The 18508-nt window shown below is 51.3% G+C and carries 11 protein-coding genes; 2 read left to right on the forward strand and 9 right to left on the reverse strand.

Going from position 1 to position 18508, the window contains the following annotated elements:
- From JSN25_RS20990 to JSN25_RS21030, 9 genes are all read right to left on the reverse strand, one after another.
- The coding region (locus JSN25_RS20990) for an Ig-like domain-containing protein (RefSeq protein WP_204525325.1) at window positions 1-8606 on the reverse strand (8606 nt) is incomplete at its 3' end.
- A 14-nt stretch (window positions 8607-8620) separates the two neighbouring features.
- Window positions 8621-9862, reverse strand: a complete 1242-nt coding sequence (locus tag JSN25_RS20995) for an HlyD family type I secretion periplasmic adaptor subunit (RefSeq protein ID WP_159121833.1) — start codon at window positions 9860-9862, stop codon at window positions 8621-8623.
- Between the two features lie 23 nt (window positions 9863-9885).
- Window positions 9886-11226 carry a TolC family protein gene (locus JSN25_RS21000; RefSeq protein ID WP_204525326.1) on the reverse strand — a complete coding sequence of 447 codons (1341 nt, stop codon included), beginning with the start codon at window positions 11224-11226 and terminating at the stop codon, window positions 9886-9888.
- A complete protein-coding gene (locus JSN25_RS21005) occupies window positions 11219-12670 on the reverse strand; it encodes a MotA/TolQ/ExbB proton channel family protein (protein ID WP_085049236.1) in 1452 nt (483 codons plus the stop codon). Before JSN25_RS21005 ends, JSN25_RS21000 begins: the two co-directional genes overlap by 8 nt.
- 6 nt (window positions 12671-12676) lie before the next feature.
- Window positions 12677-13558 (reverse strand): hypothetical protein, encoded by an 882-nt coding sequence (locus tag JSN25_RS22530; protein ID WP_204525759.1) that lies wholly within the window; start codon window positions 13556-13558, stop codon window positions 12677-12679.
- 423 nt (window positions 13559-13981) lie between these two features.
- Complete coding sequence (gene yfeX / locus JSN25_RS21015; RefSeq protein ID WP_042306924.1) at window positions 13982-14881, reverse strand: porphyrinogen peroxidase; 900 nt, start codon at window positions 14879-14881, stop codon at window positions 13982-13984.
- 93 nt (window positions 14882-14974) lie between these two features.
- Window positions 14975-15550, reverse strand: a complete 576-nt coding sequence (locus JSN25_RS21020) for an RpoE-regulated lipoprotein (RefSeq protein ID WP_038642508.1) — start codon at window positions 15548-15550, stop codon at window positions 14975-14977.
- A gap of 59 nt (window positions 15551-15609) precedes the next feature.
- Window positions 15610-16059, reverse strand: a complete 450-nt coding sequence (locus JSN25_RS21025) for a DUF2919 domain-containing protein (RefSeq protein ID WP_038642510.1) — start codon at window positions 16057-16059, stop codon at window positions 15610-15612.
- Entirely contained in the window at window positions 16046-16471 is a 426-nt protein-coding gene (locus JSN25_RS21030; protein ID WP_006683546.1) for a GNAT family acetyltransferase, read from the reverse strand. The genes JSN25_RS21025 and JSN25_RS21030 overlap by 14 nt, the downstream gene beginning before the upstream one ends.
- Window positions 16472-16682: 211 nt before the next feature.
- Between JSN25_RS21030 and amiA the strand changes: the two genes are divergently transcribed.
- On the forward strand, window positions 16683-17552 hold the full coding sequence (gene amiA, locus JSN25_RS21035; RefSeq protein ID WP_085049240.1) for an N-acetylmuramoyl-L-alanine amidase AmiA: 870 nt from the start codon (window positions 16683-16685) through the stop codon (window positions 17550-17552).
- 2 nt (window positions 17553-17554) lie between these two features.
- Complete coding sequence (gene hemF, locus JSN25_RS21040) at window positions 17555-18454, forward strand: oxygen-dependent coproporphyrinogen oxidase (protein WP_150345287.1); 900 nt, start codon at window positions 17555-17557, stop codon at window positions 18452-18454.
- Window positions 18455-18508 lie beyond the last annotated feature (54 nt).

The following is an 18508-nucleotide window of genomic DNA, read 5'->3' on the forward strand; positions in this document are numbered from 1 at the left end:
GTATCTACTGTAAAGGAGAAGGTCTGCGTTGAGGTATTTCCCGCCCGATCCTGCACTTCCAGGATCATTTTATGATTGCCATCCGAAAGTGCCGATGGAGGCGTAAAGCTCCAGTTACCGCTGCCATCCTGCGTCAGCGTAATCGGCACCCCATCAAGCGTAATGACGGCATGCGTCACGTCGCTGTCCATGTTGCTTATCAGGAACGTGGGCTTATTGTTACTCGTCAAATGATCGGTAGCGTCATAACCCGTGTCATCACCCGCGTCGAACGCAATAGTCGGTACGGAAAGCTGGTTATCAAAGGTGATCGTTTTCGTGTCGCTGGTGGTGTTCCCTGCAGCATCTTCAACGGTAACGGTCAGCGTGTAATCTCCAGCGACAGAGAGTATCGGCGAGGTGACGGTCCAGTCACCGTTGGCATTTTTCACCACGGTACAGGCAAGACCGTTAATCGTTGCCGTCAGGCTGACGACATCATCAGAGGTGGTGACGTTAAATATCGGTTGGGCAGCATTCGTGATGCCATCGGAGGACGAATCCCCGGTATCTGTCGTCAGAGTGATGGAATTAATATCCACCGAGGTATCCACGGTGAAATCATATGTCGACGTTCTTTGGTTTCCTGCTTCATCAGTAACGCGTACATCCAGCGTATATTTCCCTTCAACAAGGGCGGTTTCTGGAGTATAGGTCCAACTGCCATCCGCTTGTTTCTTAATGGTTGTCGTCGCGCCGTTCAGCGTCACTTCGATGCTGTAAACATCTGCCGGCACATTGCCTAGTTCAAACGTAGGTTTTGTATCGTTGGTAACATTGTCGCCTACCACACCACTGTCATCCGCCGCCATCATCTTGACGGTGAGCGGCTCCAGGGTGGTGTCAATGGTGAATGTTTGCGCGCGATTCGCCGTATTGCCTGCGTCATCCGTAACGGTCACCGTAAGCGTATATTCACCGTCCGCAAGGGCAGATGGCAGAGTCACCACCCACTTCCCTTCCTGGAAAATGGCATCCTGAGTCAGTGAGCCTATGCTGACAGTGACAGCATGCGCATCAGCAGGCGCGGTGATCGCAAACGTTGGGGTGGAATCGTTGGTCATCCAGTCGTTTTGCACGCCGGTATCACTTTGCAGAGTAATACCGTCCACGCTGGTGGAGGTGTCAATGGTCACGGAGAGTGAGGTCGTCTTTTCATTACCTGCATCATCAACAACCGTCAATTGGGCCTGCCAAACCCCATCCGGCAGATCGGCGGGAACGGTAAAGGTAGCACTGCCATTTTCAACCGTAATAGGCCATGTCTGACCGTTAATCGTCAGTGAAACGCTGACAACGTCGCTATCGATATTGCCGATCACAAACGTTGGGCGCACATCCTGAGTGACATTATCTGAATCACTGTGCCCCGTATCGCTATCGCTTGAAAGCTGCAGCGTCGGCACAGAAAGGGTCGTATCAACCGTAAAATTGAGATCTTTATTACTGGTATTACCCGCTTCATCTGTTACGGTAACCGACACAGTATGTGCTCCATCGGCGAGCACCGCGGTGGAAAAATGCCACTTTCCATCGGTCTGTTTAGAAGCTTCACCAGCCGCTTTACCATCAATCATTATGCTGACATGCGTGACATCATCCGGCACGCCGATCGCAAACTCAGGTGTATTCACATTGGTTTGGTTATCGGTGGTGCTTGAACCGGTATCATCCAGAAGCACGATAGAGTCGATGTGAGTGACAGTATCTATTTCAAACCTGGCAGCGTCAGAGGTGCTCTGATTACCCGCCATGTCTTCAACCGTGACCGTTATCGTATATTGCCCATCGTCCAGCGCAACCGGACAGGCCCAGGCTCCGCTTTCGTAGGTTTCACTGTCCAGTGTCCAACTATCTTTATAGCTGCCATCGCTACTCACAATCGCTATCGTAATCGTATTGACGTCATCAGTATCCACGCCACTAATCTGGAATTGCGGCTTCGTCTCATTAGTCAGCCCATCGGTCTGGCTGTCACCCGAATCAGATACCGTCGCAAGTTCGACTGTCGGTTTATCGACAATGGTATCGATAGTAAAGCTAATCTTACTGTCAGCACTGTTACCTGCCACGTCAGTCACCGTCACAGTTGCAGTGTAACTGCCATCTTGCAACTCATCAGGTAGGGTGAAAGAAGTACTCTTGCTCAGATCTATTGTGTAGTGCTGCCCGGTGCTCAACGTCAGGGTAATAGTGGCGACATCGTCCGGAATATTGCTGAACTTAAACGTCGGTGTTGTGTCCGCAGTATAATTATCTGTCGAGCTCTCTCCCGTGTCAGACGTCTTATCCAGCACAATATTGACTGGCAGAACCTCTGTATCCACCGTGATAGCCAGCGCCGCCGAGGTCGCGGTGTTGCCGGCGTCATCGGTCACCTGCACGCTGATGCTGTAGTCGCCGTCCGCCAGTTCCGGGGCGGTAAAGGTCCACTTGCCCTCAGCCTTCACGGCGTCATAGGCGGTGCCGTTGATAAGAACCTGCACCTTCGTCACRTCCGCATCRATAYTSCCCAGCGTGAASGCYGGCGTGGTGTCGTTCGTGATGTTGTCGCTGTTGAGGCTGCCGCTGTCTGACGCATCCGCCAGRTCGATGGTCGGCACCGACAGCGTGGTGTCCACCGTAAAGGTCAGGGYGGCCGAGTCCGCGGTGTTGCCGGCSAGGTCGGTGACGGTGGCCACRATGGTGTGGTCGCCGTCGGCCAGCGCGGTGCTGTCAATATGCCACTGCCCGTCSGCGGCCTTCGTCGCCGCCACCGGCKTRCCGCCGTCRATGCTCACCATCACGCTGACGGCGTCGTTMTCCGTGGYRATGGYAAAGCCCGGSGTGGYGTCGTTAGTCTGGTTATCCCCYGCCGTRCCGGTGTCGTCRCTCAGGGCGATCACCGGCGCCGCCACGCKGGTGTCCACCGTSATGGCCAGCGCGGTGGAGGTCTGCACGTTCCCCGCGTCGTCAGTSACCTGCACGGTGAYGCTGTAGTCGCCGTCCGCCAGCTCCGGGGCGGTAAAGGTCCACCTGCCCTCTGACTGCACGACGTCATAGGCGGTATCATTGATAAGAACCTGCACCTTCGTCACATCGGCGTCGATACTGCCCAGCGTGAACGCTGGCATGGTGTCGCTGGTGATATTGTCGCTGTTGCTGCTGCCGCTGTCTGACGCATCCGCCAGATCGATGGTCGGCACCGACAGCGTGGTGTCCACCGTAAAGGYCAGTGAGGACGTTGCGGTGTTGCCSGCNAGGTCGGTGACGGTGGCCACRATGGWGTGGTCGCCGTCGGCCAGCGCGGTRCTGTCAATATGCCACTGCCCGTCSGCGKCCTTCGTCGCCGCCACCGGCTTACCGCCGTCGATGCTCACCATCACGCTGACGGCGTCGTTMTCCGTGGYRATGGYAAAGCCCGGGGTGGYGTCGTTGGTCTGGTTGTCGCCGGGGGTGCCGGTGTCGTCGCTCAGGGCGATCACCGGCGCCGCCACGCTGGTGTCCACCGTCACAGCCAGCGCCGTGGAGGTCTGCACGTTCCCCGCGTCATCGGTCACCTGCACCGTGACGCTGTAGTCSCCGTCCGCCAGCTCCGGGGCGGTAAAGGTCCACTTGCCCTCAGACTGCACGGCGTCATAGGCGGTGCCGTTGATAATGACCTGCACCTTCGTCACRTCSGCRTCRATACTGCCCAGCGTGAACGCCGGCGTGGTGTCGTTCGTGATGTTGTCGCTGTTGAGGCTGCCGCTGTCTGACGCATCCGCCAGATCGATGGTCGGCACCGACAGCGTGGTGTCGACGGTGAAGGTCAGTGAGGACGTTGCGGTGTTGCCSGCSAGGTCGGTGACGGTGGCCACRATGGTGTGGTCGCCGTCGGCCAGCGCGGTRCTGTCAATATGCCACTGCCCGTCSGCGKYCTTCGTCGCCGCCASCGGSKTRCCGCCGTCGATGCTCACCATCACGCTGAACGCGTCCGGATCGGTGCTGACAGTGAAGCCCGGCGTGGCGTCGYKRGTCTGGTTATCCCCYGCCGTGCCGGTGTCGTCGCTCAGGGCGATCACCGGCGCCGCCACGCKGGTGTCCACCGTCACAGCCAGCGCSGTGGAGGTCTGCACGTTCCCCGCGTCRTCRGTSACCTGCACCGTGACGCTGTAGTCSCCGTCCGCCAGTTCCGGGGCGGTAAAGGTCCACTTGCCCTCNGACTGCACGGCGTCATAGGCGGTGCCGTTGATAATGACCTGCACCTTCGTCACGTCCGCGTCGATATTCCCCAGCGTGAAGGCCGGGGTGGTATCCCGGGTGATGTTGTCGCTGTTGCTGCTGCCGCTGTCTGACGCATCCGCCAGATCGATGGTCGGCACCGACAGCGTGGTGTCCACCGTAAAGGCCAGTGAGGACGTTGCGGTGTTGCCCGCCAGGTCGGTGACGGTGRCTACAATGGAGTGATCGCCGTCGGCCAGCGCGGYGCTGTCAATATGCCACTGCCCGTCCGCGTCCTTCGTCGCCGCCACCGGGGTGCCGCCGTCAATGCTCACCATCACGCTGATGGCGTCGTTMTCCGTGGYRATGGCAAAGCCCGGGGTGGTGTCGTTRGTCTGGTTGTCGCCGGGGGTACCGGTGTCGTCGCTCAGGGCGATCACCGGTGCCGCCACGCGGGTGTCCACCGTCAYGGCCAGCGCGGTGGAGGTCTGCACGTTCCCCGCGTCGTCGGTSACCTGCACSGTGACGCTGTAGTCSCCGTCCGCCAGYTCCGGGGCGGTAAAGGTCCACTTGCCCTCAGCCTTCACGGCGTCATAGGCGGTGCCGTTGATAATGACCTGCACCTTCGTCACGTCGGCGTCGATAYTSCCCAGCGTGAAGGCCGGGGTGGTATCCCGGGTGATGTTGTCGCTGTTGCTGCTGCCGCTGTCTGACGCATCCGCCAGATCGATGGTCGGCACCGACAGCGTGGTGTCGACGGTGAAGGTCAGTGAGGACGTYGCGGTGTTGCCSGCCAGGTCGGTGACGGTGGCCACRATGGWGTGRTCGCCGTCGGCCAGCGCGGYGCTGTCAATATGCCACTGCCCGTCCGCGKCCTTCGTCGCCGCCACCGGGGTGCCGCCGTCGATGCTCACCATCACGCTGATGGCGTCGTTATCCGTGGCAATGGCAAAGCCCGGGGTGGTGTCGTTAGTCTGGTTGTCGCCGGGGGTACCGGTGTCGTCGCTCAGGGCGATCACCGGCGCCGCCACGCTGGTGTCCACCGTCATGGCCAGTGTGGTCGAGTTAGCGGTATTACCCGCATTGTCGGTGACGATAACACTGATGCTATAGTCGCCATCCGCCAGTTCCGGGGCGGTAAAGGTCCACTTGCCCTCTGACTGCACGGCGTCATAGGCGGTGCCGTTGATAATGACCTGCACGCTGATCACGTCAGCATCGATATTGCCCAGCGAGAATGTTGGCGTGGTGTCCCGGGTGATGTTGTCGCTGTTGAGGCTGCCGGTGTCTGACGCATCCGCCAGATCCAGCGTAGGGATAGAAACCTGGGTATCAATGGTGACCTGAATTTTTTCTGATGTCGCTGAGTTGCCGGCGACATCTGTTGCCGTGATATAAAAAATGTAGCTTCCATCGGTCAACGCCTGCGATCCCGTGAAGCTATAAGACCAATTTCCGTTAGCATCCGCGCTGACTTTCCCGATGGCCTTCCCGTCCTGATAAATAGTGATGCTGGAATAAGCCTCGGCTGAACCAGAGAAAATCGGGGAAGCGTTATTGGTAATGCGATCGGCATCACTTATGCCGCTATCGCTATCAAGATGGATTGTGGGTGTTTCCATCGTACTATCGACCACAATATCCAGCGTGGTCGAGTTTGCGCTGTTGCCGGCGGCATCTGTTGCACGTACAACGACGGCATGCTCGCCATCAGCTAAGCTCGCCTCTTCCGGGATACGATAGTTCCAGACGCCATTTTTATCAGAGACAACCTGACCGACTACGGTACCATCAATAAAGATCTCGATCGTCGCGTTGGCTTCAGCCGTTCCGGTTAACAACGGCTGCGTTTCCTTGGTGATACCATCATCATTCGACGATCCCGTATCTGAACCCGTGTCTAATTTAAGCGACGGCGTGACGGTGACGGTATCAATGACCAGATCGTAACTACTGCTCGATGTGTTCCCCACCTCATCCTGAGCCTGAATAGTCAGCGTATAATCGCCATCGGAAAGCGCCGGATTAGGGTCATATTCGAACTGCCAGTTGCCATTAGCATCAGCCTGGGTAGTGCCCACGGCTTTACCGTCAACCGTCACTGTAATGGTGGCGTATTTTTCAGCGGTCCCGTCAATTGTTAAATTATCATTTTGCCGGGTGATCCAGTCAGTCTGGCTTATCCCCGTATCATCTTCAGCCTGCAACGTGGCAACCGGTGACGTCGTGCTGGTATCGACAGTGAAAGTACAATCGGCAGATGATGGAGAAACGTTTCCCGCAAGGTCAGTCGCATAAGCCACTGCAGTATAGCTACCATCAGCCAGATCGCTTGGCAAGGTAAACGACCAGATACCATCGTGGTTTGCCGTCACCGTGCCACAGGCCTTGCCATCAATATAAATCGTCACCGTACTGCCCGCTTCTGCTGTACCGGTAAAGGCTGGCGTGGCGTCGTTTGTCAGAATATCGCCTGATTTTGAAACGGTGTATTTATCCAGTTCAATATCGGGCGATACGGGAGCAACCGTATCAATAGTATATTCGTAGCTGAAGGTTTGCTGGTTGCCCGCATAATCGGTTACGGTGATTGAGAGTTCGTTCAGCCCTTCTGCAGAGGCCTGCGCCAGGTTAAAGCTGAAATTACCACTCTGTGAAGCATCAATTTCAATCTTTTCCCCGGTCGTCAGGTTAGTGATCACAATATGACTATTTGGGTCAGTTTTACCGGTAAACGCTGGATAAATATCGTTGGTATAATTGTCCCCGGCAACTCCGCTGTCTGACTGGCTAGCCATTGCCAGTGTGAATGCATCAATATCGGTATCGACAGTCACATCTATTTGTGCGGTTGAGGTATTACCCGCACGATCGGAAGAGACCACTTCAAAAGTATAAATACCATCAGCGGTAATTTTATTTTCCGGCAGTGTATATTGCCAGTTCCCCATGGAATCCACGCTGATATCGGCCACTTTGTAGCCATTAAGATATAACTCGAGCGTTGAGTTCGGTTCAGCATTACCATGCAGAGAAGGCGTTTTATCATTAGTCAGGCTATCGGTCGAGGACATCCCCGTATCACTGGATTCATCAAGAATAATAACGGGTGTTTCTGGGGGAATCGTATCCAGCGTAATAACGCCGGTCGTTGATGCCGTGTTTCCCGCTTTATCCGTAGCATCAATCTCAATATTATTAATGCCTTCATTTAATTCTGAACCACTAAACTGATACGACCAGGCGCCATCAGAATCTACGGTGACTGTGGTAAGCAGAACGCCATTGGCATAGATAGCAACCTGCGATCCTGCTTCGGCTTCACCAATAATTTTCGCATCGGTAAAACGGGTAAGATTTTCACCCTCAATGCGATCGGCTGCAGGAATGGCGTACTGATCGTCGAGTTCAAAAGTGGGAGCCGCGATGACGGTATCAATGGTTACGATAATTTTCGCGCTACCGCTTCCCCCCTGCCCGTCCGTCACATCGACCTGGACGTTGTGTTGTCCGTCAGCCATCACCGTGCCGCTATTGAATGAAAAGTTGCCCATCGCATCGGAGGTCGTGACGGCGACAACCACACCATCAATGCGCAGTGAAACTGTCAATCCGGGATCGGTAGAACCAACAAACTGCGGCGTGGTGACGTTGGTAATATTATCGTTTTTTACCCCAGAATCACTGCCGTCATCAAGCTTAAGAGCCACATCAATAGGTTTTACGTCGATGGGCGTTTCATCAGATTCTGATGAACTTGAAGAACTGGACGAACTGGATGAGTAATCAGAGAAAACGAGTCGACTGGCCTCAGCCACAGAGTCATCGTCATATTTCTTATGGTAAAGGCTGGCATCCAGCTGCTCTTCTCCCTGGTTCTGAGAGGCTGCGCCATTTTGGCCATTGCTCTGCGCTTTATCATTGAGGAACTCCTCAAGCTGCTTTTGAACTTCTGCAGAAGCTTTTTGCGCCTCTTCAGCTTCAGCACGCATTTTTTCTGCTTCATGCTTCAGATCAGCAGCCTCTTTTTTAGCTTCCTCAAGGTCTTTCGCATTAATCTCGCTGATTTTATTAATATTATCTTTCAGCACGCGATCCTGACGCTGATCTGATAGTGCAGAGTCAAGCCGTTCAAGTTGAAGATTGCTTAAGTCGATCGTTTTCAGCAGTTGCTGACCTGAAACATCCTGCCCCTGGAATTTGAAGTGAACGTGGTTATTTTCAAGGCTTGAATAAAGAGCACCGTTAATAACGTTAACTACCACATTACCCGGAAAAATAAATTTAAAGTCGGTCCCACTAATGACGACTTTGGCACTATCCATAGCACCATACTGCTGTAAGTCGACAATTGAATCATTGCTTGCAAAAATAGTATTACTCATATTATCACCCTGAATTAATGAGTTGATTTACTGTCAGTGATGACCGGCTCACTGAAAACTTGTTGAAGGCCACGCAGCAATGGCGAGGCAAGGTATTTTAATATGCTGTGGTTGCCTGTAATAATGAAAGCATCTACCGTCATTCCAGGTTTGATAACATCACGTTCTTTTGTACCGATAGTGAACTCTACGATAGCTTTGTAATACCTCACTGTATTTCCATTAACCGTATCTTCGTAGGAGTCAGGACTGATTTGCTCGACTACACCGGTATAAGGTTTTGAACCCGAGAGAATAAATGAGAGAATTTTCACGTTAACCGAACCACCAACATAAATTTGATCGCGATCTTTAGGTTGAATTTTTACTTCCGCGAGCATTTTGGTTGACATTGGTTTAATCTCAAACAGCGAGTCAGCAGCCTGTATCACACCGCCTTTGGTGAAGGCATTTTTGTTAATTTGATAAATCACGCCATCAATGGGCGATCGGACGCGAGATTCTTTCATCTGCTTTTGTAATACACTCATGGCAGAGTCATTAAGCGCAGCTTCATGTTGAGCATCGACCAGGTTTTTCGACAAGGTATTACGAAAAGTAAAGACATCATCATTAATTTCGCTATGGATCACCTTTATCTCTTCTGATTTCGCTACTACCTGGCTTTCAAGATCGATAAGCTCAGACTTGAGACGCTCTGCTGCCTGTTTTTTTGCCAACAGAGTGGTATAAGAACTGATACCCTTTTTAACCAAAGGAGAAAGAAGATTAACCTCTTCCTGAACAAGCATTAGCTCGCTGTTCTTGCTGATTTTAGAAATACCTAAACGCTCAATTTCAGAATTGAGGCTGTTGATTTTATTATCCTTCGTTTTGGTCTGGCTAATTAACAATTGTATATTACCAATCAAGTCCTGATTCGTGATATTGCTAATATCAAAGAGAGTATAATCTTGCCTCCAGGCCAAAATGGACATCATTTCTTTGATATATAAGGCAAGATAGCGGTGCTGAGCTTGGGTACGTTCGTTTTCTTTCTGAATATCAAAGTTTGATGTTTCGGCAAGGACCTGGCCTTTGGTAACAAAATCCCCTTCCGCGACATGAATCGCATCAATCGTTCCTCCTTTAGAGAGAGAAACGACCTGAGTATTATCCTTGGTGATAATGACACCGCTGCCATGTACGACCGAATTTATCTTTATCAGGCTAAAAAGTAGGAGTATGACGAGGGTCATCACGACGATGACCATCATCAGATGGTCACACTGTTTCCTGTTCATTGCGACATAGAACCGCTTTTAGGCTGTATCTGGCCAGGTTCCAGATACAGTTCATGTAACAGATCGGCGAGTTGAGCCATCTGTTCAAGCTTCGCCTGATAGATAGAGAATTGTGACTCAATCATTGTCAGGTTAGCTTGATAATGTTCATTCCTGCTGGAAATAAAGTCGAGTAGCGATTTTTGACCTAATTTGAACTCTTCTTTATAGAGTTCAATGAGTTTCCCGGCATTTTCATAGGAGCGTTTAGATATTGCTAATGAATCTTTTCCTGTCATATATTTAGAGACAGAAGCATCAACACTATTGCGAGTTTTAAAAATAAAATCATCAAGCCCCAGTTTTGCCTGGGTATATTTTGCACTAAATTTGGCAGCTTCAGATTGGTTCTTAAAGCCATTAAAAATGTTAAAGCCTACTTTAACGCCAACCTGGAGTTCATCCTCATAATCATCCTGCTGCGCATCTTTGGAAGGATTATTGTCCGTGTAGTGGGCGTTGAAATCTACAACCGGATAATTAGCTGATTTTGCCGCCGAATATTCAGCATTTGCTGCAGATATTGCCTTCGTCAAAGAAAGATACGTCGGATTATCCTGCATGATTTTTTTATAAACGGCATCTTTATCAACATTAAAAGGGTATTTATTGAAAAAATCAGGCAGCTTACCCAGGTTTTCAGCGGTGACATTGTCTCCCGTAAGATTACGCAGCATCATTAACTGCGTATCCAGTTGCGCGCGGAAATTCAACTCCTGAGTGCTTAAAGAGTCGATAGATACCTGAACTTTACGAATATCCGATTGCATTGCTGCGCCTGCGGCGATGAGTTCGGAAAAATCATTCAGCATCTGCTTGTAAAAGATTTTCTCGTCGTCGATCACCGCAAGTATCTGCCGGGTTTTTTCCACTGACAAATAGGCATCGGCCGTTTTTTGTGCGGTTGTAAGCAACTCTTGTTGGAAATCGTACTTACTGGCCTCTTCCTGCTGCTCAGACTTAGAAATATTGCTGCTTCTGACGCCAAAATCCGCAATTCGGTAAGCGAGGGTTAATTTATTCTCTACGTTCTGCTCATTATCATGTTCGTCCGTTTTTTTATGGATGGCTTCTGACGAAACGTCCAACGTCGGATAGAGAGAAGCTTTGCTCATGTTTGTCTCCTGGTGACGCATTTCGGTCTCCCAGGATGCAATGGCCACAGAAGGTTGCGTGTTTAACGCATCCACAATTAACGTCCGCAGCGGCAACGTATGGTCTTCCGTTTCTGCATGAGCGCAGATGGCCAACGGCAGCGAACTCCCGAGGATAAGCAAAGCGATGACGGATTTATTCATGGCTTTTTTTCTCCTTAAGGACATTAATTTCTTTTTGCAGATTGCGGTGCATTCCGGCAATTTGTCCAAGCAGGGGTTCAAACGTCTGTGACTGGCTATCCAGCGTGGCGACGGTTTCATGATGGCGATCGAGGTTGACGCGTTCGGCGGTTTCCACAGCGTTGGAGATGCCATCCAGAAGTGAAGCCTGCTCGCAAAAGTGGCGCTCAGCAACGGTATGTAGTTCTCCCACGTTTGCATCAAGGTGTCCCATACCATCATTGACCTCCAGGACGGCATGATGGGTCTGCGCTTGCGCGACCAGTAATTCGTCCAACGTACCGCGCTGAGATTCAACCGTAGCCATCATTTGTAGCTGACTGGTCTGCAGCAAAGATTGACTTTCGGTTAGCGCTGCAAGGTGTGTTCCCTGGTTGACCAGAGCTTGCGTAGATGCGCCGAGCTCTTTCTCAATCCCGAGCAAAGCGGAATGATTCGACGTGATGCACTGGTCTATATGCTGTAACTGTTCAACCTGTTGATGAACCGCAGCAATAAGGGCATCATTAAATTTCTCCGTTTTGCTGGCCCCCTCTACAGTGCAGCTAAGAAGTGAATTCAGCATGTTGTTGCTGGCGTCAAATGCGTTAGTCAGGCGTTCCTGAAAGCCAAACATGCCCGCTTTGAACTCTTTGATCACATCGTCCAGATCGGTTATCAGACGCAGGGTTTTCGTTTTTCCGATCGCAGAGGTTTTACTGCGCTCATGACATTCTCTGACGAAATCAAGGCGCGCATTGCGTAAATCGATGGCTAAACGGGTGAATTCCCCACGCAGGAAAGAACACATCACATTAAGTAAAATAGCGCTCACCACCCCATAGATTGATGAAACGAATGCGGTATTCATTCCTTTCAGTGGTTCAGCAAGCGAGGAGACCACACTGACGATAATCCCTAACGTATCCGCCTCGTTACCGCCGGTGATTTGCGATTTCTCCAGCAACGAGATGACCGAGGCAATCGTCATAGATAAACCCGCGAAGGTTCCCAACAGGCCAATCATGGTAGACAGGTTTGCGCAGGTCATAACCCCTGCCAGACTCTGATTCTGCTTACGATTCACGCTGTTATCCATGCTTTCATACAGCGTGGCTACAGTATCATCATCAAGGCCATGACTTGCTGAGAAAACAATCTTGTTGGCATCACCAAGCAAATAAGAGTGTTTCTGCGCGTTCTTATTACGTAATACGCTTACACACTTACTTATTTCAATAAATGAGAAAATAACAATAAATGTACCGGTCAGATACATAATAATAATGATGGAACTGTAGAATGCCGCGACATGCCATGTTTCAAAAACATAGGCGCGTAAGCCAGGAATACACAGCAAAATAACAGGCAGAAATGCGAACACTAATGCAATAATAAATGCATGATACCGCTTTAAGTTATTCATTATTTATCATTCACTCTTGGTAATGACGGCACTATTCGTCAACGTTGTTGCATCATTAACGACTGAGATAGAAACTTCCGTGTTAGGATATTTGCTTTTGACGACCTTTAGCAGGATCACACCGCGCTCGTAGGCCAGACGCATCGCATCTGAAATAGCGATGGAGGGACTGACATAGGCATAAACCACAATGCTGACCGGCTTATCTTTGCCAAACCATTTAGCCATCTCATCAATGATTTCTTGCGGATAGCCTTGCTCCATTGATTTGAAATGAACAATGAACTGATTGCCCTGAGTCTCCCAGGATGGATTCGCTTTCGAGGTATCGAATTGACCGGAAGTTTGCCCTTTAATCGAGGTGGCAGTTTGGTTGTCGGCCAGTCTAATCACGTCACTTTTTTTATCTTCACGGCCCGCTTGCTCTGACTCGTCTGCAGGAGATGCTGCTGAAGCGGCAGTAGAATCAGAGGCGGTGGCGAAATCTGCACCGGTAGCAGCGCCAGCATCAGTTGAAGTTGAAGTTGAAGTTGAAGTTGAAGCAGAAGCAGAAGCAGAAGAAGCGGCCAACATATCAGCCTCAGCATCCTGGCTACGATTTTTATTATCGTCTGCCGCAGTTGCTTCAACTGGCTGTGTTTGATCACCCGTACGGGTTTGATTGGGTGTTGTGCTGACAGCACCACTGCTGGCTCCGCTACCACTTACCGAGGAGGCTACTGGCTGAACAGTTTGTTCAGCCAGTAAAGGGGCTTCATAACGTTTTTTAGAGCTTTCATACATGATTAACATACTGTTAAGTACGAAAACTAACATCAGAAATATAAAAATACATAAAACCGTTGAAAATGCATCAACGAATGTTGGCCATGGGTTACTCTCTTCCATAAAAGCACCATATAAAATAAATTAATCATTCCTCAGCGGACATTATATTCATCAAAAAATAGAAAAAATACTCGCAAATTATATTTTAAGAAAAAACCAATACACCAAACAATATAAATAAATTCATTTTCATTCATCAAAATAATATCGCCAACAAAAACAATAGCCATCCCCGAGCGACGTCTTTAATTTACCCGCTTGAATTCTAAATAATATAAGACATGCCGCACGCTTGTTTTTTAGATGAAAGAAAATCCGTTCATGTAAAAGCAATTCCAAGAATCATTAATATTATTTATGTAAGAAAACGCAGTTTATGGGGTGTAAAAAAAACGGCTCCTTATTACAGAAGCCGTTGTGGTATCGCCGTTTTAATCTGTTCAGCATTGCCCGCGGGCAATGCTGCTTAATAATAGTGCGACATTACAGTGCCATCAGTCGGTCCAGCGATGGAGCAAAGTAATAACCCCCGGTCACCGGTTTGGTGAAACGCAGCATCGCGTCGCGCTTACCGTCAGTGTCACCGAACATGCTTAGCAGTTGCTGCTCAATATTGTGCAGACGTGCGCAGTAGGCGCAGAAATAGAGACCGTGTGTGCCGCTGGCCGTGCCGTATGGCAGGCTCTGGCGCACAATTTTCAGCCCTTTACCGTCTTCTTTCAGATCGACACGGCTCAGGTGAGAGGTAACCGGACGGTCATCACCGTCGATCTCTTCGTTAGCTTCTTTGGTGCGACCAATCATCATTTCCTGGTCATGAATGCTCATGCGGTTAAGCTGCTTCAGGTTATGTTCCCAACGCTGCACAAACACATAGCTGCCGCCAGCATCCACGCCATCTTTGATCACCGCGACTTCACGGCGCGTTTCTTCACCAGCCGGGTTTTCCGTACCGTCAACAAAGCCGCTGAGATCGCGTTCTTCAACCCAACGGAAACCGTGGATCTCTTCTTTAACGTCAATGCAGTCACCAAATGCTTCCATTGCCGCCTGCGCGACGGAGAAATTCACGTCATGACGCAGAGAGAGTATATGGATCAGCACATCATATTGGGTAGCCGGCGCCAGGCCTTTACCATAAGGGATAAAGTCTTTTAACTCTTCCGCCCCAACGCCGCCGCTTAATGCACGCCAGGTGTTGTTGCCGAAAGCCACAACCGCGCCCAGATGCGCATCCGGGAACTTCGCTTCAAAGGTCGCCAGTTTATCGGCAAAGATTTTGCTGGCCGCACGCAGGGCCTCAACGTCGCCTTTAACATTGGCTTCAATCCAAATCGCCGCACGGCAATGTTCTGGCAAAATGCCACTCTGAACCTGAGACATTGTTCCTCCTGAAAAAAAGATGCCACGACCTCGTGGCATTGATTGGCGCTATTCTACCTGTTTTTTTAGCAAGTCGATTTGTTCAGACGCAAATTAACGCCGCCAGATGATTTTGCTGACTTTCCACGTTTTCAGCGTGTCGTCCGACGGCATTAAGCCCTCAGGCCCGCTCCATTCGCCGGAAAAAATATAGCTAATATGCTGACTTCCTTCAGCTTTACATTCAATGTTCGCGCTGTCATCGCCGGTTGCTTTCTGGCAATTACCAAAGGCTTTGGTGTAAAGGTCGCTAAACGGTGTACCGATTTCGACACCCGCGTCTGATGAAATATCGCTGTCCAGGACATCAATACGGCTGATAGTTCCCTGACTGCCATTGATGACCATTGCCAGCTTGTCATCTTTCATCGCTTCATAGAAGCGCACCACATTACCGTCATCGGTCTTCATCCCGCTGCGCAGGCGGTAATCACCGTCCAGCGCATCAGCAATAGCTTTTTCATCCAGCGGCGTAGCGCCAGTTAACGCGCCGACGCCCTGCTCAGTGACCTGCGTTGAAGAACCGAACCAGTTCCACGGATTGGCGGCAGACCAGTTCACCGACGACAGCGTGGAACACCCGGTCAATAGCAGCGGCATCGCGCATAAAGTCAAACGCAGTGATTTCATTTCACTTCCTTCCTTATTTATCAACGTTGCTTGGAGTCCGGTTTCGCCAAAAAGTGCCGTTATTCTTTCTCAAGGGAAAAACAGGCGCGCAGACGTTGATTGGTTAACAGCCAGACCAGCGCGACGATATCCGCAACCAGCAGCGCCAGTCCGATGCCGTTGACAGGATCGCCTGCCAGCCACATCGCCGGTTGCCAGCAAAGCAGCACCAGTTGCGCGAGAATCAGCAATCCGCGCAGCCAGCGCCACAAAACAGGAAACGCAAAACGCCGCCCGCTGAGTAAAAAAGCCACCACCGCGGGAACGCCGGGAAGCAACCCCAGCCAGAACGCGTTATGGTCGGGATAAAACAGATTCAGTAGCGTATTGCCCTGCTCCCGGGAAGAGCCGGCAATCACAAACAGTACCCAGGTGCGTGCCTGCAGCAGCAGTACGCACCAGAACAGAAAAGGCAGGCGCAGACGTCCGTGACCGTCATAGTCGGCGGGGTGAAATTCAGTACTCTTCATCTTCGATCAAGCGCTTACCGAGATTGAGTACATCCGCATGTTCATAGCCCAGGCGTTCATACATCCCCAACACCAGATCATTATCCTCACGCACCATGATTTGAATCTTCGGACACCCGCGGGCGATGAGTTTTTTCTCCAGTCGGTTAAGCAGCGCATTGGCGATGCCGCGACCGCGAAACTCAGGATGCACGCCCAGGTAATAGGCCGAGCCGCGATGGCCGTCGTAACCGCCCATCACCGTACCGACTACCTCGCCGTTCACTTCAGCGACCAGGAACAAGCTGACGTCATGATTTACTTTACGCTCAATGTCCATTTCCGGGTCATTCCATGGACGCAGCAAATCACAGCGCTCCCAGAGGGTGATCACCTCTTCGAAATCTTCCTGGCGAAAAACGCGTATTTCCATGGTATTGGTTACCTTTTCAGGACGTTAAAAAGCGATTATGGCGCGAACGGCTGATTTAGCCAATATCTGACGCGAAGCGGCGGAAAAAATGGCATAATACGGAATTGTCACGTATTGAAATGAAAAGTAAAACAATTCTTATCCCGATCCGTCGCAACGGACTACGCGATACGATATAACGTCTGGAACCTTTTTTTACAACTCAGGCCGTATGAGCACTTTTAAACCACTAAAAACACTCACATCGCGCCGCCAGGTGCTGAAAGCCGGGCTGGCCGCCCTGACGCTGTCAGGCATGTCGCAAGCCATCGCTAAAGAAGAAGCGCTAAAAACCAATAATGGACACAGCAAACCGAAAGCGAAAAAATCAGGCGCTAAACGCGTGGTTGTCCTTGATCCGGGTCACGGAGGGATAGATACCGGCGCAATTGGACGCAACGGTTCGAAAGAAAAGCACGTGGTACTGGCGATTGCCAAAAACGTGCGCTCTATTCTTCGCAATCAGGGGATTGATGCGCGCCTGACCCGCTCTGGCGATACATTTATTCCGCTTTACGATCGCGTCGAGATCGCCCACAAACACGGGGCCGATCTGTTTATGTCGATCCACGCCGACGGTTTTACCAACCCAAGCGCCGCGGGTGCATCGGTCTTCGCGCTGTCCAATCGCGGCGCCAGTAGCGCTATGGCAAAGTATCTGTCCGATCGCGAAAACCGCGCCGATGAAGTCGCCGGGAAAAAAACCACCGATAAAGATCACTTGTTGCAGCAGGTGCTATTTGATCTGGTGCAAACCGATACCATTAAAAACAGCCTGACGTTAGGCTCGCATATTCTCAAGAAGATCAAACCAGTACACCGTCTGCACAGTCGCAGCACGGAACAGGCCGCCTTCGTGGTGCTAAAATCACCCTCAATTCCTTCGGTACTGGTCGAAACGTCGTTCATTACTAATCCGGAAGAAGAACGTCTGCTGGGTACGGCGGCATTTCGTCAAAAAATTGCTACCGCTATCGCCAATGGCATCATCAGTTATTTCCACTGGTTTGATAACCAGAAAGCACACTCGAAGAAACGTTAATCATGAAGCCCGATGCACAGCGCGTAAAACAGTTCCTGCTTAGCCTGCAGGACGATATTTGCCAGCGATTATCCGCCGTAGACGGCGCCGAGTTCAGTGAAGATAGCTGGCAGCGTGAAGCGGGCGGCGGCGGGCGCAGTCGGGTGCTGCGTAACGGCGGTATTTTCGAGCAAGCGGGCGTCAATTTCTCTCACGTCCACGGCGACGCGATGCCGGCCTCGGCCACCGCCCATCGACCAGAGCTTGCCGGACGCAGCTTTGAAGCCATGGGCGTCTCGCTGGTGGTACATCCACTCAATCCCTACATTCCGACCAGTCATGCCAACGTGCGGTTTTTTATCGCGGAAAAACCGGGTGCCGACCCAGTCTGGTGGTTTGGCGGCGGCTTTGACTTAACGCCCTACTACGGCTTTGAAGAGGATGCGGTACACTGGCACCGTACGGCGCGGGATCTGTGTCAGCCGTTCGGTGATGACGTTTATCCCCGTTACAAAAAGTGGTGCGATGACTACTTCTTCCTTAAACACCGCAACGAGCAGCGCGGCATTGGCGGGTTGTTTTTCGATGATTTGAATACGCCGGGTTTCGACCACTGCTTCGCCTTTATGCAGGCGGTGGGGCAAGGTTACACCGAGGCGTATCTGCCCATTGTTGAGCGACGTAAAGCGATGAACTGGGGCGAGCGCGAGCGTGATTTCCAGCTTTATCGTCGCGGGCGCTATGTCGAATTTAACCTGGTGTGGGATCGCGGCACATTGTTCGGTCTGCAAACCGGTGGGCGCACGGAATCAATTCTGATGTCAATGCCGCCGCTGGTGCGCTGGGAGTATGACTGGCAGCCGGAAGCGAACAGCCCGGAAGCTGCCCTTAGCAAGTTTATTCAGGTCCGCGACTGGGTGTGATTGCCTGATGGCGCGACGCTTATCCGGTCTACAGCCCTTAGGCCGGATAAGACG

The sequence above is a fragment of the Citrobacter cronae genome (assembly GCF_016893685.1).
In the GTDB taxonomy this organism is placed as follows: Bacteria; Pseudomonadota; Gammaproteobacteria; order Enterobacterales; family Enterobacteriaceae; genus Citrobacter; species Citrobacter werkmanii.